Source organism: Cryobacterium sp. PH29-G1, assembly GCF_030063365.1.
Lineage (GTDB): Bacteria > Actinomycetota > Actinomycetes > Actinomycetales > Microbacteriaceae > Cryobacterium.
The window spans coordinates 103,271-122,241 of record NZ_JASISY010000004.1; the positions used below are offsets into that span (position 1 = coordinate 103,271).

At 66.6% G+C, this 18,971-nt stretch carries 18 protein-coding genes, 1 tRNA gene and 1 other RNA gene; 5 read left to right on the plus strand and 15 right to left on the minus strand.

Going from position 1 to position 18,971, the window contains the following annotated elements:
* The first annotated feature begins 43 nt into the window (after positions 1–43).
* Positions 44–520 carry an SsrA-binding protein SmpB gene (gene smpB, locus QMK22_RS06970; protein WP_283496893.1) on the plus strand — a complete coding sequence of 159 codons (477 nt, stop codon included), beginning with the start codon at positions 44–46 and terminating at the stop codon, positions 518–520.
* Positions 521–643: 123 nt separating this feature from the next.
* Positions 644–1,017, plus strand: a transfer-messenger RNA (tmRNA) gene (ssrA, locus tag QMK22_RS06975).
* Positions 1,018–1,100: 83 nt separating this feature from the next.
* On the opposite strand, the gene QMK22_RS06980 is transcribed toward ssrA, so the two are convergent.
* The 12 genes from QMK22_RS06980 to QMK22_RS07035 form a co-directional block, all read right to left on the minus strand.
* The gene (locus QMK22_RS06980) at positions 1,101–1,835 is read right to left on the minus strand and encodes a PIG-L family deacetylase (protein ID WP_283496894.1); all 735 of its coding nucleotides are present in this window, start codon (positions 1,833–1,835) and stop codon (positions 1,101–1,103) included.
* Positions 1,832–3,007, minus strand: coding sequence for an XdhC family protein (locus tag QMK22_RS06985; RefSeq protein ID WP_283496895.1), 1,176 nt, complete (start codon positions 3,005–3,007; stop codon positions 1,832–1,834). The genes QMK22_RS06980 and QMK22_RS06985 overlap by 4 nt, the downstream gene beginning before the upstream one ends.
* A gap of 30 nt (positions 3,008–3,037) precedes the next feature.
* Positions 3,038–3,886 carry an SRPBCC family protein gene (locus tag QMK22_RS06990; RefSeq protein WP_283496896.1) on the minus strand — a complete coding sequence of 283 codons (849 nt, stop codon included), beginning with the start codon at positions 3,884–3,886 and terminating at the stop codon, positions 3,038–3,040.
* A gap of 11 nt (positions 3,887–3,897) precedes the next feature.
* Positions 3,898–5,181 carry a vWA domain-containing protein gene (locus QMK22_RS06995; RefSeq protein WP_283496897.1) on the minus strand — a complete coding sequence of 428 codons (1,284 nt, stop codon included), beginning with the start codon at positions 5,179–5,181 and terminating at the stop codon, positions 3,898–3,900.
* On the minus strand, positions 5,174–6,106 hold the full coding sequence (locus QMK22_RS07000) for an AAA family ATPase (protein ID WP_283496898.1): 933 nt from the start codon (positions 6,104–6,106) through the stop codon (positions 5,174–5,176). The genes QMK22_RS06995 and QMK22_RS07000 overlap by 8 nt, the downstream gene beginning before the upstream one ends.
* Positions 6,107–6,136: 30 nt before the next feature.
* Positions 6,137–7,054: an XdhC family protein gene (locus tag QMK22_RS07005; RefSeq protein ID WP_283496899.1), complete on the minus strand. Its 918-nt coding sequence runs from the start codon at positions 7,052–7,054 to the stop codon at positions 6,137–6,139.
* 10 nt (positions 7,055–7,064) lie between these two features.
* Positions 7,065–9,458: an aerobic carbon-monoxide dehydrogenase large subunit gene (locus QMK22_RS07010; RefSeq protein ID WP_283496900.1), complete on the minus strand. Its 2,394-nt coding sequence runs from the start codon at positions 9,456–9,458 to the stop codon at positions 7,065–7,067.
* Positions 9,455–10,012 (minus strand): (2Fe-2S)-binding protein, encoded by a 558-nt coding sequence (locus QMK22_RS07015; RefSeq protein ID WP_283496901.1) that lies wholly within the window; start codon positions 10,010–10,012, stop codon positions 9,455–9,457. The genes QMK22_RS07010 and QMK22_RS07015 overlap by 4 nt, the downstream gene beginning before the upstream one ends.
* A gap of 5 nt (positions 10,013–10,017) precedes the next feature.
* Entirely contained in the window at positions 10,018–10,938 is a 921-nt protein-coding gene (locus tag QMK22_RS07020; protein ID WP_283496902.1) for an FAD binding domain-containing protein, read from the minus strand.
* A 122-nt stretch (positions 10,939–11,060) separates the two neighbouring features.
* Positions 11,061–12,578 (minus strand): CYTH and CHAD domain-containing protein, encoded by a 1,518-nt coding sequence (locus QMK22_RS07025; RefSeq protein ID WP_283496903.1) that lies wholly within the window; start codon positions 12,576–12,578, stop codon positions 11,061–11,063.
* A gap of 26 nt (positions 12,579–12,604) precedes the next feature.
* The gene (locus tag QMK22_RS07030) at positions 12,605–13,768 is read right to left on the minus strand and encodes a globin domain-containing protein (protein ID WP_283496904.1); all 1,164 of its coding nucleotides are present in this window, start codon (positions 13,766–13,768) and stop codon (positions 12,605–12,607) included.
* A gap of 114 nt (positions 13,769–13,882) precedes the next feature.
* The gene (locus QMK22_RS07035) at positions 13,883–14,326 is read right to left on the minus strand and encodes an RrF2 family transcriptional regulator (RefSeq protein WP_283496905.1); all 444 of its coding nucleotides are present in this window, start codon (positions 14,324–14,326) and stop codon (positions 13,883–13,885) included.
* 54 nt (positions 14,327–14,380) lie between these two features.
* Here QMK22_RS07035 and QMK22_RS07040 point away from each other — a divergent pair, with 54 nt between their 5' ends.
* Positions 14,381–15,124 (plus strand): trimeric intracellular cation channel family protein, encoded by a 744-nt coding sequence (locus tag QMK22_RS07040; RefSeq protein WP_283496906.1) that lies wholly within the window; start codon positions 14,381–14,383, stop codon positions 15,122–15,124.
* 26 nt (positions 15,125–15,150) lie between these two features.
* Here QMK22_RS07040 and hisN read toward each other — a convergent pair whose 3' ends face one another.
* Positions 15,151–15,960 (minus strand): histidinol-phosphatase, encoded by an 810-nt coding sequence (hisN, locus tag QMK22_RS07045; protein ID WP_283496907.1) that lies wholly within the window; start codon positions 15,958–15,960, stop codon positions 15,151–15,153.
* A gap of 125 nt (positions 15,961–16,085) precedes the next feature.
* On the opposite strand from hisN, the gene QMK22_RS07050 reads away from it, so the two are divergent.
* Both QMK22_RS07050 and QMK22_RS07055 read left to right on the plus strand, forming a co-directional pair.
* Positions 16,086–16,161 (plus strand) — tRNA-Lys (locus QMK22_RS07050).
* A 302-nt stretch (positions 16,162–16,463) separates the two neighbouring features.
* Positions 16,464–17,306, plus strand: a complete 843-nt coding sequence (locus QMK22_RS07055; protein ID WP_283496908.1) for a sulfurtransferase — start codon at positions 16,464–16,466, stop codon at positions 17,304–17,306.
* A 58-nt stretch (positions 17,307–17,364) separates the two neighbouring features.
* Here the strand turns inward: QMK22_RS07055 and heR are convergent, their stop codons facing one another.
* Both heR and QMK22_RS07065 read right to left on the minus strand, forming a co-directional pair.
* Positions 17,365–18,165, minus strand: coding sequence for a heliorhodopsin HeR (gene heR / locus QMK22_RS07060; protein WP_283496909.1), 801 nt, complete (start codon positions 18,163–18,165; stop codon positions 17,365–17,367).
* Between the two features lie 226 nt (positions 18,166–18,391).
* Positions 18,392–18,718 (minus strand): cupin domain-containing protein, encoded by a 327-nt coding sequence (locus QMK22_RS07065; protein WP_283496910.1) that lies wholly within the window; start codon positions 18,716–18,718, stop codon positions 18,392–18,394.
* Positions 18,719–18,971 lie beyond the last annotated feature (253 nt).

Here is an 18,971-nt window from a genome sequence, read left to right on the forward strand (position 1 = left end):
GGATTGGCGGCATCCGCTTGTACGACGAATCGAGGTGAGGTACATGCCCAAGGAACGTGGCGAAAAGGTCGTGGCGACCAATCGCAAGGCCCGACACGATTACCTCATCAGCGACACCTACGAGGCCGGGATGGTCTTGAGCGGCACCGAGGTCAAGTCTCTGCGCGCCGGTCGGGCGACCCTGGTTGACGGTTACGCCTTCATCGAGGGCGGCGAGGCCTGGCTGGATGCGGTGCACATTCCGGAGTATTCCGGCGGATCGTGGACCAACCACCCGCCGCGGCGCAAGCGCAAACTCCTTCTGCACAAGAAGGAAATCGTTAAGATCAGCCACAAGACCAAAGAAGGCGGCTACACCCTTATTCCGTTGCGGATCTACTTCGCCGACGGTAAGGCCAAGGTAGAACTTGGTGTTGCCAAGGGTAAGAAGGAGTACGACAAGCGTCAGACCCTGCGGGAACGCACCGACAAGCGCGAATCGGATCGCGCCATGTCGGCGCAGCGTCACCTCGGCGACTAGCTTTCGGATACTTCTGTTCGAGGCCGTTCTGCTGTAGTATGGAGGGCTGCACCGAAAGGTGTTGCTTGGTAACTCAATAGCGTGTGACACGAACCCATCGCGAGCGTCGCTCGCCCTGTGTATGGGGATGATCGGTTTCGACATTGTTTGCGCAATTGTGAGAAGCGGGTCGAGGATGCAGGGTTATCTCGTTAACGATCTCTGCAAAATATAAGTGCTAATTCAAACCGCACTGACTTCGCTCTCGCTGCCTAAGCGAAAGCACTAGAGAAGTCCGCCAGACCGGGAATGCTCTCTACCCGGATCCTGACGTCATTTAGAGAACTTGCTTCTACATTGAGCCACGGGGTGTAGAGGGACTTAAACGAAGGCTGGGCCTGTCGGAGTAGATGCCAGTGGCAAATTCCGGGGCCGAGAAAGCGATTTCACTGGATACACCCGTAGAAGGCATATGACCACAGCAGTGGACCGGGGTTCAATTCCCCGCATCTCCACCATCGGTTCTGTCACACGCTGTTGAGCGCGCTCGTTAGGCCGCCCCGCGGGGCGGCCTAACGGGATTAACGCTGTGTCGGCCCGTTCACTCCAGCCGGCGCAGGCCGATCGCGGTGCGGATCGGATCGCGCTGGCCACCGGAATGCACGATGCAATCACCGTCCACACTCAGCTGGCTGGCGTGGCACGAGAGTGCGGCTACAACGGTCTCGTGCTGATCCGCCAGGTCGAACCACTCCGCATCCGGTGTGCGGGTTTCGCGAATCTCGGCGTAGGCAATCCTGAGGAAGCGGCAGGCCGCCAGCGTCGCATCGTGCACGCGCACGTGGTCGGGATGCCCGTAGCCACCGGCGGCGTCATAGCTGATGACGAGATGCGGTTGCACGTGCGCCAGAACGGCGACGAGGTCGGCGACAACCTCGGCGAGCGGCGCGCGGGCGAGGGCATCCGCTTCGCTGTCGGGCGCCGGACCGGCCAGCCCGGGGCGGATCCATTCCATGCCGGAGTCCCGGTAGCGGCGTGGGGGGAGGCCGAGGGCGCGGGCCTCATTTTCGCCCAGCCAGAAACCCTCGTTGACGCCGAGGGTGCGTGCCGCCCGCTCGAGTTCTCGTTCGCGTTCCTCGGCCAGGGCCGGGCTACCGGCGAGGACGGACAGCGGCCCGGCGACGACTTCTCCGCGCTCACCGCGGGTGGCGGTGACCAGGCTGATCCGGATGCCGCGGCCGGCAAGATACGCGATGAGACCGCCGGTGCTGATGGTCTCGTCGTCGGGGTGCGCGTGCACGAGCAGCACCGATGTGACGGAATCGAGGATACTCATGCCTCGATCAGTTTCTGGCCGATGGGCGCTGTCGGCGGGTTGGGGTCGACCAGATCGTCGTGGTGAATAGCGTCGACGAGGGTGTGCAGCGGCTCGCCGCTGCCGCCCCACTGCAACGAGATGATTTCGGCGGCGATCGAGACCGCGGTCTCCTCGGGCGTGCGTGATCCGAGGTCGAGGCCGATCGGGCTGCGCAGCCGGGCCAGCTCCGCGTCGGTCACGCCGACGTCGCGCAACCGCTCCAGCCGGTCCAGATGCGTGCGACGCGATCCCATGGCCCCGATGTAGGCCACGGGCGGGCCGTGCAGGGCGGCTTCCAGCAGGGGGACGTCGAATTTGGGGTCGTGGGTGAGCACACAGATCACCGTGCGGGGATCAATATGCCCGCCCGCGATCTGCTCGCGCAGGTAACGGTCGGGCCAGCTCACCACGACCTCGTCAACGCCGGGAAATCGTGCGGCGGTGGCGAACACACCGCGAGCGTCACAGACCGTGACCCGGTACCCCAGAAAGGTGCCCAGCCGGGCCAAGGCGGTGGCGAAATCGATCGCACCGAATACGAGCAGGCGGGGCCGGGGAGCATAACTGGCGAAGAACACCCGCATGCCCTCGCCGCGGCGCTCACCGTCGGGACCGTAGGTCAGGGTCGTGTTGCGTCCGGCGGCGAGCAAACCCTGGGTGTCATCGCCGATGGCGTGGTTGGCGCGGGCTGATCCCAGATCGCCCTCGAAACCGTGTGGCCGCACCACGAGATGGCGGCCCAGCCGGCCGGCATCGGGATGCTCGATCACCGTGGCCACGCCCACCGGCCGGCCGGCGTCAACGTCGTCGCGCACGCCCTCGAGCAGGGCGAAGGTGTCGCGCGAGACGGGTTCGATGAAGACATCGAGGATGCCGCCGCAGGTGAGCCCCACGGCAAACGCGTCGTCATCACTGATGCCGTAACGCACGAGCACCGGCACGCCCTCGGCAGCAACCTGGGTGGCCAGTTCGTAGACCGCGCCCTCGACACAGCCGCCAGAAACCGAGCCAGACACCGTGCCGTCGGCGCTGACCAGCATGGAAGCTCCGGCCGGGCGCGGCGCGGACTGGAAGGTGCGCACGACCGTGGCCAGACCGGCGGTGGCACCGGCCGTCCAACCCGCCAGGAGGGTCTCCAGAACTTCACGCATGCCGGGCTCCCATCTGTGTTATCGAATGCCTCAGCGGCCGGACGCGCGCCGACCAATTCGGTATGCGATAAACGCTACCGTGGACAGCAGGGCCAGAAGTTTCACCGGGTCGCTCAGCTGGTCGGCGATGACGCCCTTGACCAGGCTCATGGCGTCCAGACTCGGTGCTGCCGCCGGTGCCGACCGGTGCGGCGTGGCATGCTGCCCGCCAGCCGGCGCGACACGTGGCGGTACCGGTCGGGGTGGCAGGCCTGACCGGGGAGACTGCGCTGTGACGTCCGGCAGGGCATCGGCGGCCGGAGCATCCCCGGGCGGGATGTTGGTGAGGTCGGCGACCGCGCGGGGGGCGGCCTGCGCGAGGGTCTCCGGGTCGGCGACGTGGTGGCCGACGGGAGCGGCGGCATCCGCTGCACCGGCTGAATCAGGCTGGGCATCATTCTCGATCAGGTCTTGCAGATTGCCGGCGAACAGGCCCATCATCTGCTCGGTGACGCTGCTGATGACGCCCTTGCCCATCGCCGCCGCTTTGCCCGACAGCGACAGGTCGGCGCTCACGGTGCCCCGGGTGACGCCGTCGGTTTCAACGAGCACGAGCGTGACGGTGGCCTGGGCGGTGCCCTGCCCGCGGGTTTCCTGCGCCTTGCCGGAGAAGACCGCGCGGTGCGCCTCGGCGTCGCGTTCGTCAACGTTCATCTGGCCGCGATACTGCATGGTCACCGGGCCGAGCTTGACCTTCATGCCCACCTGATAGTTGTCCTCGGAGAGTTTGTTCAGTATCTGCGCGCCCGGCACACAGCTCGCGACGCGTTCGAAATCCATCAGGGTGTTCCACACCGTGTCGACGGGGGCGATAACGGTGAAGGTGCTGTCGAGTTGCATCAGGGAGTCCTCTACTGGGTCGAGTTGGGGGTTGTACCGGGGGTCATGTTGTGTGGCTGGTGCGCAATCGTCGCGGTCGACGGGCCGCGAATAGCGGCCGCCACCTCGGCGAGGGCCGCGTAACTGTGCCCGCTCACGAAGGCATCACAGTAAGGCAGGGCGGCCGCCATGCCGCCGACGATCGGCCGGTAGTCGACCGCGACCTTGCGTGGATTCACCCAGACAATCCGGTGCGCGAGCCGGCGCAGGCGTGCCATTTGGGCGTCGACGTCGGCCGGGTCGTCCTGCGCCCAACCGTCGGAGAACACGACAATCACGGCGCCGCGGGCCAGACCGCGCCGACCGAAGTCGTCGATGAATCGACGGATGCTCTCGGCCAGCCGGGTGCCGCCGGCCCAGTCCGTGGCGGTGGCAGCGGCCTGGGCGAGAGCCTGGTCGGGGTCGCGTAGGGCCAATTGGCGGGTCAGCCGGGTGAGGTGCGTGGAGAACACGAACGCTTCGGCGCGGGCCCCGGAGGCCGCGCCCTGCAGCAGCGAGAGGAAAACCCGCGTATACGGTTCCATCGACCCCGACACATCGCACAGAAGCACCAGTCGGCGCGGTGAAACACGGCGGTGGGAGTAGTGCAGGGTGATCGGGTCGCCGCCGGTTCGCTGCGCGGCCCGCACGGTGCGGGCTACGTCGAGTCGGTCGCGCCGGTGCGGCGACGGATGCGTGCGGCGGCTGAGGCGGGACGGCGTCGACAGCACGATGCGAGCCACGAGCCGGCGCAACCGGGCGAGTTCATCGGGGGCGAGATCGGCGAAGGCGATCTCGTGCAGGTGCTCATCGCGGGAGGCCATGGCCAGGATGGCATCACGCTCCGGGCCATCATTCTCACCCGAGTCGTCGGCACCGGGAAGCGGCGCGGGCGGGGTCGGCGCGGTGTTCGGTTCGGGGGAATCGGTGGCCCGGCTGGTCGGCGCGGCCGCCTTGATCTGCGGCTCGGATCCGATCGCCGGGGGAGCGTTCGGGTCGCCGCGGCTCCCGGCCGGGTCGAGTCGACCGTCGAACACCGCGCTGAACACGGCGTCAAAGAGGGCGAGATGCTGTTGCTGGGAGACGAAGACGACCCGGCAGGCCCAGTACAGGGCCGCGCGGTCGGTCGGGGGTACCAGTCGCAGCGCTTCGGCCAGCCGAGCTGCCCGATCGGGCGACACCGGGAGTCCGGCGCGGTGCAGGGTCGTGCTGAAACCGGCGGCGAGGGCCGCCGTTTCGATCGAAGGGTGGCGGGCAGTGCGGCCGGCCTCAGACATCGGCGGCCTCCGCAACCCACGCGCCGCCGCGGGAGGCAGCGAGATCAAGGTCATCCCGGTTCTTGAGTATGGAACCCCAGGTCTGCTCGACCGCCCGAGCGCTGAGCTGCTCGATACCCAGCACGGTCAGAGCCGTCACCCAGTCGATGGCCTCCGCGATTCCGGGCGGCTTCACGAGGTCAAGGGAGCGTAACCGGGTGATCGCGCCCGCGGCCTCGGTGGCGATGGCCTGCGAACTGCTGGGCACCCGGCGGCGCACGATCTGTGCGATTCTCTCCGGCCCCGGGTAGTCAATCCAGTGATACAGACAGCGCCGGGTCAGGGCATCATGCAGGTCGCGCGTGCGATTGCTCGTGAGAATCACGATCGGCGGATGCGTGGCCCGCACGGTTCCCAGCTCGGGAATGGTGACCGCCGCTTCGGCGAGCAGTTCAAAGGTGAAGGCTTCGAACTCGGCGTCGGCCCGGTCGATCTCGTCGAGCAGCAACACAGCCGGTCGGGGGCCGGCGTGCTCGATCGCCTGTAACAGCGGGCGGCGCAGCAGATAATCGCGGCCGAACAATTCAGTTTCGGCCAGGTCAACACCGCGCGCCTCCGCCAGACGAATTCCGAGCAGCTGCCGCGGATAATTCCACTCGTACAGTGCCTCCCCGGCGCTGATCCCCTCGTAGCATTGCAACCGAAACAGTTCGGTGTGCAGCAGACGGGCGAGGGCTTTGGCGATCTCGGTCTTGCCGACCCCCGGTTCGCCCTCCAGCAGCAGCGGCTGCCGCATGCGCACGGCCAGAAATACCGCGGTCGCCAGACCCTCATCGGCCAGATAATCTTCAGCGTCGAGGGCGCTCCGCAAAGCGGAGACGTGCGGAACCAGCTCCGCCATGGTCTCCGGGTCTGTCGGGTCGGGGCTGGTCGGTTGCGCGCTCATCGGGTGTGCCCCCGACGGGCGACCAATGCCCTAGCGCGCGGTTGCATACTGCTCCGGATGTTCCAGAAAGGCTGCGCGGCAACCCGCCGAGCAGAAATACACGGTCTGACCGTTGTACTCCGCGTGCAGCGACGAGGGCATCCCGGCCACGGACATGCCGCAAACCGGATCGGTCACGGCCGGAGGCCTGATGGTGGCGGCATCCGCTGACGCCTCGTGCCTTCCGGTATCCAGCGCACTCGCGCGCTCGGCCCGCTCCCGCACCAGCTGGGCCAGAATCGACACCGCAATCTCTCCCGGGGTGCGCGCGCCGAGGTCGAGTCCCGCCGGGCTGAACACCCGGGCCCGCTGCTCGGGCGACACATCGAGCGAGGAGAGCACCGCCGCGCCGCGCCTGGGACTGGCCACGAGCGCAACGTAGGGCACCCCGGCGGCGAGGGCGGCCAGCAGCGCCGGCTCCTCATCACGACCATGCGAGGCGACGATCAGCGCCGCGTCGCCGGCTTCGGGGGCGGCGGAGGCGCCATCCGCTTGTACAAGGTCGAAGCCGACCAGCGGCGCCATGGCGGCGAGCGCCTCGGCGTCGGGTGTGGAGCCGACGACGATCAGGCGGGGCAGCGGAATGCGCGGCTGGAGAAAGATCTCGATCGCCCCGCCGCTCACGCAGGGGTTGGAGACCTCGACGGTGCCCTCCTGTACGGTGCTCGAGGGCACTCCGGCGACAACTTTGAGCAGCAGCGGCTGCCGACTGGCGAGAACCTGCAGGCTGTACAGGCGAACGGATGCCTCCACGCATGTTCCCCCGACGAAGCCCTCGATTTCACCGGTGGCGCGCACGAGCGCCGTGTCGCCGGCATGCGCGCTCGTGGGACGCACCGCGTGCACCACGGTCGCGTGCACAAACGGCTCGCGGCGCGCCTCGAGCTCGAGTTCCAGTACCGATTGCACAGCGGGCATGCTAGACCGGCGGTCTCGTGCGGCCTTGCATGGCCTCCCAGACCCGGGCCGGTGTGCAGGGCATATCCATGTGCACGACGCCGAACGGGGCAAGTGCGTCGACGACGGCATTGACGACCGCCGGGGGTGAACCGACCGTGGCCGATTCGCCGACGCCCTTCGCGCCGATCGGGTGGTGCGGCGACGGCGTCACTGTGAAGCCGGTCTCCCAATCGGGCACCTCCATGGCCGTGGGGATGAGATAGTCCATGAACGAGCCACCGAGACAGTTGCCTTCCTGGTCGAACTCGATGATCTCCATGAGCGCCATGCCGACACCGTCGGTGAGGCCGCCGTGAATCTGGCCCTCGATGATCATGGGGTTGATGCGGGTGCCGCAGTCGTCGACGGCGATGAAGCGGCGCACCTTGACATGCCCGGTGCCCGGGTCGACATCGACGACGCAGATATAGGCACCGAAGGGAAAGGTGAGGTTGGGCGGATCGTAGGTGATCTCGGCATCGAGGTTGCCGTCGATTCCCTCGGGCAGCGCGACCGTGCCGTGGGCGCCCATCGCGATCTCGGCCATGGTCTTGCCCACACTCGGGTCGCCCTTGACAAACCAGCGGCCTTTTTCCCACTCCAAATCTTCCGGTCTGGTCTCGAGCATAGCGGCGGCAATGAACCGCGCCTTCTCCCGCACCTTGCGGGCGACGAGGGCGACGGCGGCGCCGCTGACCGGTGTGGACCGGCTGCCATAGGTACCGAGGCCGAACGGCGTCTGGTCGGTGTCACCGTGCACGACATCGATGTCTTCGGGCGGGATACCGATTTCTTCGGCCACGATCTGCGCGAACGTCGTTTCGTGACCCTGACCCTGACTCTGCGCCGAGATGCGAACAACGGCTTTGCCGGTGGGGTGGATGCGCAGTTCGGCTCCGTCGGCCATGCCGAGTCCGAGAATATCCATGTCTTTGCGCGGACCGGCCCCGACCGTTTCGGTGAAGAACGAGATGCCGATGCCCATGAGCTCGCCGCGTTCGCGTTTCTCCTTCTGTTCGCGGCGCAACTCGTCGTAACCGGCCATCTTCATCGACAGCCGCATCGTGGGTTCGTAGTCACCGGAGTCGTACTCCCAGCCGGTCTTGTTGGCGTAGGGAAACTGTTCCTTCTTGATGAAGTTTTTCAGTCGCAACTCGGCGGGGTCCATCTCCAGCTTGCGGGCCAGGATATCGACCATCCGCTCGACCAGGTAAACCGCCTCGGTGACGCGGAAGGAACAGGCGTACGCCACCCCGCCCGGGGCCTTGTTGGTGTACACGCCGGTGACGGTGCAGTGGGCGGCCTGGAGGTCGTAGCTGCCGGTGAAAATGTGGAAGAACCCGGCCGGGTACTTGGTGGGCTGGGCGGTGGCGTTGAAGGCGCCGTGGTCGGCGAGCACGCTGGTGCGCAGGCCCAGAATCCTGCCCTCCTTGGTCGCGGCGATTTCACCCTGCATGATGTAGTCGCGGGCGAACGAGGTCGACATGAGGTTTTCGGAGCGGTCCTCGACCCATTTCACCGGTTTGCCGGTGACGATCGAGCCGACCACGGCGAGAATGTAGCCCGGATAGATGCCCACCTTGTTGCCGAAGCCGCCGCCGATGTCGGGGGAGACCACGCGAATCTTGTGCTCGGGAATGCCCGAGACCATGGCGAACAGGGTGCGATGGGCGTGCGGGGCCTGGGTTGTTTCATACAGGGTGAGACGGCCGTCGATGGGATCGAAGTCGGCGACCGCGCCACAGGTCTCCATGGGCGCCGGGTGTACCCGCGGGTAGACGAGTTCTTGTTTGACCACGACGTCAGCGTTGGCAAAGACGGCATCCGTTTCGGCTTTGTTGCCGGCCTCCCAGTCGAAGATGTGGTTGTCGGTGCGGCCCTCGAGGTCGTCGCGAATGACAGGAGCGTCGGCATCCAGCGCTTTCCGAGCGTCAACGACCGGTGGCAGCACGTCGTATTCGACCTCGATCAGTTCGAGGGCGTCGCGGGCGGCGTAGCGGTCATCGGCGACGACGAAGGCCACTTCCTGACCCTGGAAGCGCACCTTGTCGGTGACGAGCACGGCCTGCACGTCCATCGAGAGGGTGGGCGCCCAGGCCAGACCGAGTGCCTGCAGATCGGTACCGGTGATGACGGCGACAACCCCTTTGTGGGCGAGCGCTTTGGTCGTGTCGATCGACACCAACCGGGCGTGGGCCACGGGAGCGCGCAGAATGGCGCCGTGTAGCATGCCGGGCAGCACGATGTCGTCGACATAGTGGCCCTTGCCGCGCACGAAGCGCGGGTCTTCTTTGCGCTGCATCCGACCGTGGCCGATGGGCCGATCGTGGTCACCGGCGGCCGGGTTCGACGGGCGGTGTTCGAGGATGGTCATGCGTGCACCTCTGCATCTGTCGTAGCGTCTGTCGTTTCGGTGGTTGCCGGCGCGGCTCCCGCGGCGGCGCTCTCCGCGCTCGCTTCGGCAGATCCGGCGGGATGCTCGGCGGCCCACTGAATCGAGCGCACGATCGTGGCGTACCCGGTGCAGCGGCAGATCTGCCCCGAGATGGCCTCGCGAATCTCGAGCGGCTCGGGGTGCGGGTTGTGGTCGAGCAGGGCGCGGGCGGTGAGCATCATGCCGGGGGTGCAGAAGCCGCACTGCAGGCCGTGCTCCTCCATGAAGCCCTGCTGCACCGGGTCGAGGGTGGCGCCGTCGGCGAGCCCCTCCACGGTCGTAATGGCGTGACCGTCGGCCATGGCGGCCAAAACGGTGCACGACTTCACCGGCTGGCCGTCCATCAGCACCACGCAGGTGCCGCAGTTGCTGGTATCGCAGCCCCAGTGTGTTCCGGTGAGCCGCAGGTCGTCGCGAATGAAGTGCACGAGCAACACTCGGGGTTCGATCTCGCGGGTGACGTCGGTGCCGTTGATGGTCATACTGATCTGCATCGGGCTCAGCCTTCCTGGGTCGTGTCGGTGGTGGTGCCGGAAGCGGATGTGCCGGACGCGGATGCTGCGGCGCGGCTGCACGCCACCCGCAGCACGCGCCGGGTCAGTTCGTCGGCGAGGTGCCGCTTGTAATCGACCGGTCCGCGCTGGTCGGCGAGGGGATCACAGGCTTGACCGGCCAGGCGACCGGCCTCGACGAAAAGGGTTTCGTCGGGAGCGTGACCCACCAGCACCGCTTCGACCTCGGTCACGTTGCGGTCCAGGCCCACCGCGGTGAGTCCGACCGCGACGTGTTCGATTGTGCCATCGGCGGCGAGCGTCACGCTCGCGCCGGCCGCGGCGACGGCCCAGTCTCCGACCCGGCGCTCCACTTTTTCGTAGGCGCTGCCGGAGCGGGCCCGTACCGGCAGTCGCACCTCGATGAGCAGCTCGTTCTGGGCGACGGCCGTCTCGTACGGGCCGCGGTGGAACTCGGCCATGGAGAGCATCCGTTCACCGGCCGGCCCCCGCACGACGGCCACCGCTTCGAGAACGTGGCACACCGTGGAGAGGTCCTCGGCCGGGTCGGCCTGGCAGAGGGAACCGCCGATGGTGCCGCGGTTGCGCACGATCGGGTCGGCAATGACACGTTCGGCATCGGCGATGATGGGGAACAGGCGTCGAATCTCGTCGGATTCGAGCAGGGTCGTGTGCCGGGTCATGGCACCGATGCGCAGCACCGCCTGATCGACCAACAGATAGTCGAGCTCGAACAGCTCGTTGATATCGATGAGCCACTCGGGGCGGGCGAGGCGCAGCTTCATCATGGGAAGCAGGCTGTGGCCTCCGGCGACGACCCGTGCCTCAGCGCCGTGGCGGTCGAGTAGGGCCAGAGCGTTATCGACCGAGCTGGCGCGAACATAGTCAAATGGAGCCGGAATCTGCACGGGCTTCTCCTCGCTGAGAGGTACCTAAGTGCCAGGCATCATTGCACGACACTGTCGTGCCACAGCTTGCTCCCCGCGCCTCCCGAAGTCAATCACCTTCCGTCGGGGGTGTGCTCAGAGGGCTAGGGGCGGCGACGCCAGGATTTCCAGAACCGGGTTTCGGCGGCAGCGCCCTGGTACTGCTCGTGGGCGTGCAGGCGGCCGTAGCTGAACGTGTTCTCGCCGTGCAGGTAGGCGTCGACGGCTCCACCCCGCAGCAGGTGTTCACGGGCGATGACGCTATCGTGCTGATCGCCGAGGATCGTCTGCAGTTTTTGGGCGAACCGGCTCACCCGCGCGGCTCGCTTCGGACTGAGCGGCAGCGCCGTCTCGGCCGCATAACGCAGCCGCTTGGCCCGTTTGCGCACGGCATGCAGGGCGAGATCACGCTCCGACCCCGGCGCGGCTCTGGCAGCCCGGCGCACGGCTTGGCGCAGCTTCTTCCACTCCTTCGTGATCAGGGTCGGAACAACGACGCGGGCGTCTTGGTCGGCCACGGCGGTGAACGGCGGCGTGGCGAGCAGGGCGTCCAGAGCATCGAGCAGCCGAAAGTAGCGGTAGGTGTCGAGCGCCGCGACGAGCGTGTGGTCGGCGGTGTCGGCATCCGTTTGCGCGTGTGTTTGGAGGCGTTCGCGAATGGGGCCGAGCAACAGCGTCGGGCTTTCGCGGTCGAGCAGACCGGCCAGGCGCCGCTGCAGTACCTCTTCGTCACGCGAGCCGCCGAGCACGGCGGCGAGCCAGCCGAGCTCGGTGCGGAGGTGTTGCAGCACGGTCGGGTCGACGAGGGAACGGTAGGTGGCCAGCACCGAGCGCAGCCGGCGGGTGGCCACACGCATGGCGTGCACGGAGCCGGCCGTGTGCTGGCGAACCAGCGGGTCGTGCTGATTAATGACGTCAATCTGTTCGTTCAGGCTGGCCAGCAGCACGTTGCGGGCCGGACCGCCGGGGGTGGCCCGGCGCCGTTTCTGGGCCGGCGCCGCCGGAAAGCGGTCGCCCAGCGCGCGCGCCAGTTTCGAGGCGTGCCGCGACACGAGTATGCCGCCGCTTGCCAGCACCGCCTGCCCCGCGTCGAGCAGATCCTCCGGTGCGTCGACCAGTTCGATCTCCCATTCGCGCCAGGCCGTCGAAGCGGGTTCGTGAACGAGCCGTTCGGACCGCACCCGATCATCGCAGAGCAGAGCGAGGGTTTCGCCGCCCGCACCGATCAGGGCATGCACGACGCGCACGGTGTGCAGGCGTGCCACGGGAACAAGCTCGGCGTCGCGCACGTACACGCGCACGAGCTGGGCGAGGGATTCGGGCACGGCATCCGCGTCAGCCTGAGCGTGCCGGCCGAACGGCACGTGAATCTCGCGGCGGCGGGTGGCGCCGAGCGGCAGTTTGAGGTGCCACCCGGCGTCATCGCCGCCGAGGCGTCGGCGGAGGGTGATGTGCGCGCTGGCCAGAATGAGGTCGCTCGTGTCGAAATAGACGGCTTCGAGGGTGAACGTGACCGGCTCGGCAATGGCCTGTACCCCGGGGAGGTCGTTCAAGCCGGGCAGCAGTACCTGTTCGTCGACGTCAAACTTGCGTTCTATCTCGATACCACCGTTAGCGTCCACGCCTCCAACCTAGCGCGGCGCGACTCTCAGGCGTTGGCGAGCCACAGGTCGGGGCCGAAGATCTCGTAGTGGATGCGGTCGGCGGGGACGCCGGACTCCAGCGCCTGGGAACGCAGGCTGCGCATGAACGGGAGCGGGCCGCAGAGGTACACCGAGGCATCCTCCGGGATCGTCACATTGGCCAGCGACATGAAGCCTTCGTGGTGGCCCTCGCTCGGGATCTCCAGCCAGAGCTCGAGTTCGGCCGCCTCCAGCAGGGCGACGTCCTCGTTCATCTGGTCGCGCAGCGCCCAGCGCTCCAGGTTGCTCTCGGCGTGCAGCACACGCACCTGACGCTTCGAGCCGGAGTCGACCAAGGAACGCAGGATGGAGGCGCTGGGCGTGCAGCCGATTCCGGCCGAGGCCAGGATCAGCGGGCCGGTGCCCGCATCGAGGGTGATGTCGCCGCACGGCACGGAGAGGACGAGGGTGTCGCCGACCTGCACGTCGCGGTGCAGCACGGGGGAGACCTCGCCGTCGGCGTCGAGCTTGGTGGTGAAGACGCGGGTCGTGGCCGTGCCGGCCGACAGCGAATACTGGCGCACCTGGCGGATTCCGTCGGGCATGACGGCGGTGACGCTGACGTACTGGCCCGGCAGGGCGGGCGTCACAGGGGTGTCGTCGGCCGGTTCGAGGGTGAATGTGACGGCGTCAGTCCCGGCCACTTCCTTCTTCACGACGGTCCAGGGGGCGAGCGGCTTGTCGCTGGCGAGTCCGGCGTAGAGGCCCTTTTCCATCTTGATCAGGGCGTGGGCCATGAGCCAGTACACCTCGGTCCAGGCGGCGGCGATCTCGGCCGTGATAACGTCACTGAGTTCGTCGGCGATGGCCTCGAACAGGTACTTGTAGACGATGTCGTACTGTTCGGGCTGAATATCCAGGGATACATGCTTGTGGGCGATGCGGGAGAGCATGGCCTCCGGCGTGGTGTCCGGGTTCTGCACCAGGTGGCTCGCAAACACGGCGATGCTTCCGGCCAGGGCCTGCTGCTGCGTGCCGTTCTTCTGGTTGGAGCGGCTGAACAGCCCGTCGAACAGCTCGGGGTGAGCTGTGAGCATGCGGTGGTAGAAGTTCTTCGCGATTTCGGGCATCCGCTCACCGACAAGCGGGAGAGTGGCTTCGATGAGGGGGATGGACTGGGGCGAAAGCATGAATACTCCTTCTGTGAACCGACACCCATTTTGGGGGCCTGCACTAAAAGTAGCATTTGAAATACCAATTAAACGGATACTTTCTACAAGTCGTAGAAAGAGGGGACTTTAGTCCTACCGCACCAATCCCAGCTCGACCAGAACCGGTCCACCCAGCTTGCCGTGCAAGATTTCGGAGATGACCAGGTCGTCCAATTCGCGATAGAAGGCTTCTCGGGCCCGGCGCAGGGCACCGCGCAGGCCGCAGTCGCTCAGTAGCGGGCACGGACCGTTGACCGTGTCGCAGGCGGCAAGATCGGTGCGCGTGTCGAGTTGGCGAAGCAGCGCCCCGACGGTGGCCTGGCGTCCGAGCGTGCTGATGCGCACGCCGCCGGTGCGCCCCCGAATCGCCTCGACCAGGCCGAGCTCGCGCAGGCGCAGCAGTGCCTTGCTCACATGGTTGTAGGGCGTCCCCACCTCCGCGGCGACAACCCGCGAGGTGAACGTCACGTTCTCCGGTGCCGCACACAGCAGCATGACGATCCGCAGGCAGACGTCGGAAAAAGCGTTGATCCTCATGCCTTAACTGTAAGTGCGCCAGTCGTCGTGCGGATATAAGAGAGAATGGGCCAAGTGAACACTGATTCGGAGACGCTGTTTGAGGTAATCCGATTCGTGGACCTCGCCGGCGTGCTCGCCAACGCCATTCTCGGCGGGGTCGCCGCCCGCACCGCACGCCTCGACATTGTCGGCTTCGTGGTGCTCGCGATCATGAGTGGGCTCGGCGGAGGAATGATCCGCGACACCCTGCTGCAGCAGGGTAGCCCGGCCGCACTGCTCGACCCGGCGTACCTGATCTGCGCCATCCTCGGCGGGGTCATTGCCTACTTTGTCACGTTCAATGGCCGCTGGACCCGCCGCGTGCTGCTGCTGCTCGACGCGCTCGCCGTGGGCTGTTGGTCGGCGGTCGGTGCGCAGAAAGCCCTCGACGCCGGCCTGGGCTGGCTGCCCAGCATTCTGCTCGGCATGATCACGGCGGTCGGCGGCGGCATGGTGCGCGACATCATGTTGCTCAAAGTGCCCACCATTTTCGGTGGTAATACGCTTTACGCCACCAGTGCGCTGCTCGCGAGCAGCGAAATGGTCATTCTGAGCAAGCTCGGCTTCGTGGCCATCGGTACCGCGGTGGCCATTCTCAGCGGCGCTGCGCTGTCCCTGCTGGCCAAGCGCTACGGCTGGATCTTGCCGACCGGATACGCGCTGCGCATCCCCAAGCCTATTTTGTTGCTGAACCCCCGGGCCTGGCGCCAGCGCCGACTCGATGCGCGCAACGCCCGAAACGGTATGAATCCCGACGATCCGGGTGCCACGGTCTAGCCCGCGAGCACCCAGCGGATGCTGCGCTAGGCCGGGTTTAACACGGCCAGCGTCGCGTCGTGCAGCAGGCCGTTCGTGGCGAGGGCGCTGCCGTGCCACGGACCGGGCTTGCCGTCGATCGACGTGAACACACCGCCGGCCTCCTGCACGATGGGGGCGAGTGCCGCCATATCGTAGGGCTGCAGGTCGAATTCACCGGCCATGTCGAGGTGGCCCTCGGCGAGCAGCATGTACGACCACATGTCGCCGTAGGCGCGGGTGCGCCAGACCTGCCGCGAGAGACTCACGATCTCGTCGAGGTGCCCGGCCTGATCCCACTGCTGCAGACTGCCATAGCTGATGGATGCCTCGGCGAGCGTGTCGACGCCGGAGACGGCGAGGCGCGTGGGGGAGGCATTCGGGGTGCGCTCATCGCTCGACCAGGCGCCGGCGCCGGCGGACGCCCACCAACGCTTGCCGAGGGCTGGCGCGCTCACGACGCCCACGACGGGAACGCCGTCTACGGCCAGGGCGATCAGGGTGGCCCAGATCGGGATGCCGCGCATGAAGCCGGCCGTGCCGTCGATCGGGTCAATGATCCACTGGCGCGATGTCGAACCCGCGGTGCCGAACTCCTCGCCGAGAATGCCGTCGCCCGGGCGCTGCTCGGCGAGCACGGTGCGGATGGCCCGCTCGACAGCTTGGTCGGCATCCGTCACCGGCGTGCGATCGGGCTTGGTGGTCACCACGAGATCGAGGGCGGTGAAGCGCGCGCGGGAAATGGCGTCGGCCGCATCGGCAAGCTCTAGGGCGAGTTTGAGGTCATCGCGGAGGGTAAAAGTTCGAGGCTCAGTCACCCTGTCAAGGATAGTAATCTTGGGTACCCACCCGCGCCACGCGCGGATTATCGGCTCGATTGGCGAAGAGCCCTTTCCGGGTGTTAGGGTTACACGTTGCCGCGGGTTGGTTCGCGGCCAAATACGCACCTCTAGCTCAATTGGCAGAGCAACTGACTCTTAATCAGTGGGTTCCCGGTTCAAGTCCGGGGGGGTGCACCAACAATCCCGTGTCATCGGCCAGCCGTCGATGACACGGGATTTTTTTGTGCACGAAAGGCGCTCGCATGCGCCCGTCGATCCGGCGAAATCCAGCCCCTCCAGCCGCAGAAAAGCCAGCAGCGAGTCGGCCAGTCGGATGCTGTTACGCGGAGTCGCGCAGCACCAGACGGGTGGGCATGATCGTGCGGAGGGGGACCTCGCTCCCCGGTGGGTATCCCCGGTCGACCTGCCGGGACGTACGGTGGAGTTAGGTACGGGCGCCGCTGGCGCACCGGCTCATCCCCAATCTCCGGAGTCGCCCTATGTCCCTGCTGATCACTGCCACCGAGCTGGCCGAGCAAATTGCCCACGACAACACGCTGCGCATTCTGGATGTGCGGTGGAGCCTTGATCGTCCCGACGGGCGGCCCGAATACCGGGCAGGTCATATTCCCGGAGCGGTATACGTCGATCTCGACACCGAGCTGGCGTCGCCGGGGGCGGCGACTGATGGTCGGCATCCGCTGCCGTCGCGGCAGCGATTGGAGCGTGCGGCCCGTTCGTGGGGGATCAACTCGGGCGACACCGTCGTGGTCTACGACGACCTGAACAATTTCTCGGCGGCTCGGGCGTGGTGGCTGCTCACCCACGCAGGTCTGGGCAATGTGCGGCTGCTCGACGGATCACTCCGAGCCTGGACGGCTGCTCGCTACGACCTCGCCACGGGAGAGGAGCCGGTCACACCCGGCACCGTTGACCTCGGCTGGGACCAACTGCCCGTGACCACGCTGGACGAGATCGCCGGCCTCACCGATACCGGTGTGGTTTTGGACTCCCGGGCTGCCGAACGCTACCGCGGAGACGTGGAACCGATCGACCCGCGCGCCGGCCATATTCCCGGGGCGTTGAATGCGCCGGCCACCGGCAATATCGATGCTGAAGGCCGGTTTTTGCCGGTCGATCAACTGCGCGAGAGATTCTTGACCGTGGGAGTGCAACCGGACCGCCCGGTTGCCGTCTACTGCGGCTCCGGCGTGGTCGCGGCCCATAACATCGTGGCCCTGACGCTCGCCGGGTTTGCTCCCGCGCTCTATCCGGGTTCATTCAGCCAATGGTCCAATCACGCCGACCGCCCCGTGGCCCTTGGGCCCACGGCCGGCGGATAGGTGGAGTGAACCGACCGATTCGGCTGGCCCAGGCCAAGAATTCTGGGTTCTCGGCGGTTTAAGTGAGCGCCGGGATGATGGCTCCCGAGAACACCTGCCACGCGAGCGCGGTCTTGGCGACCAGGCTCAGCGTGATGTAAGCGCGTTCGCCGCGCAGATAGTCGTGCCAGCCGCCGATTTGCTTGTACTGCAGCCACTGGTTGATGGCGAAGGTATTGAAGAACAAAAACAGCGAAATGATGATGCCGTAGACAAAGGCCGGCGGCGACACCTCGCTAGTGGAGCCGGGGGAGACGAAATAAATCAGAATCACGATCCATGGCACCACGCCCACCATCGAGCCGAAGATGAACGGGAGGAAATGGCCATTGCCCGGCGTCTCGTACTTCTCTTGCAGGGCGCCGAACATGATCATGGCGCCGTTGACGGCGAAGATCGAGAACAGTGCTGCGATGTCGGTGATGCCGGTGATCTGAGCAATGAGCCAGATCATGATCGACGAGCTCAGCGCGTACTCGACCCACCGAAAGTAGTTGTGGTTCTGCTTGAGCCCGGCCGCGTAGCGGGGAAAAAACCACGGCGACGAGATGAGAAAGTGAAACAACGCCGACAGGGCCAGAAACGCCACGACGCCGATGCCCACGTTGATGTCGAAGAGGGTCACCCGCTCGGGCGGCAGCGGAACGCCGGGAGCGCCAGCCAGGTAGTCGGCGGTGACGGCGAAGGTGACCTGCTGGCTCAGCAGGGTGAGTACGTAGGCGAAGCCGATGGCCTGCACCAGGTGCAGCGACCCTGCCACGATGTTGTACCGGCGCAGGCGGGAGATGTTCTGATCGGCAGTGCGAGATTTGCGGGCCATCGGGAACTCCTTCACTCGGGTGAGGCCGACACTAGCAGGCCGCCCGTGTCTCGTCTTCGTTCGCGTCGCGCGGAGGCGATTCGCGGCATCCGCTGCAGGTGAACTCGGCGATTTTCGCAGCACGCCGGCTCAGCCGCCCGGCATCACGGCGTGCCGCGAAAATCTCCGAGGATGCGTACGGTCCCGGCTCTGGCCCACGGTCCTGCGTGTGAGCGGCGCTGTGGCGCTACCCGATCATCGTGAGCATCAGGCGGGATTCCTCGAGGGCCTCGACCATGTGCGGCAGCCCCGCGTCGAGTCGCAGCAGAGCGCCGGGGGCCAGTTCGTGCGCCACGCCGTCGGCCGTGATGCGCAGCCGTCCGGCCACGGTCTGCATGAGCAGGGCCTTCGGAGACTGGTGCTCCTTGAGCACATGCCCGGCCCCAAAGGTGAGCACGACCACGCGCACGCCCGGTGCGCTGAGCACCTTGGTGTGGTGCGGGCGCCCCGCCTCCACGATGGTTCCGGCAACAATGTCGGCAATGAAAGTGGTTGGTTCCTCCGCGGTGTCCATGCTCACACGATAGCCTGCGACCCGCAGTGGATGCCCAGCTTCGCCTCCCCGAGCGAGCGGTGCCGGGTACGGGATTACCGGGAGTGCCGCTCGGCGAGGGTAACGTGTCGGCGACGTGACCGCGCATAACTCCGGCAAATCGGGCCGGCACTCGACCGTTGGCCCCGGATTGCGGGCATCTCTTGCACGCCGTCTCGGAAATAGCAGGAGTTATGCGCCGGGGCACCCACGCACTGCCCCAGGGCAACCTGCT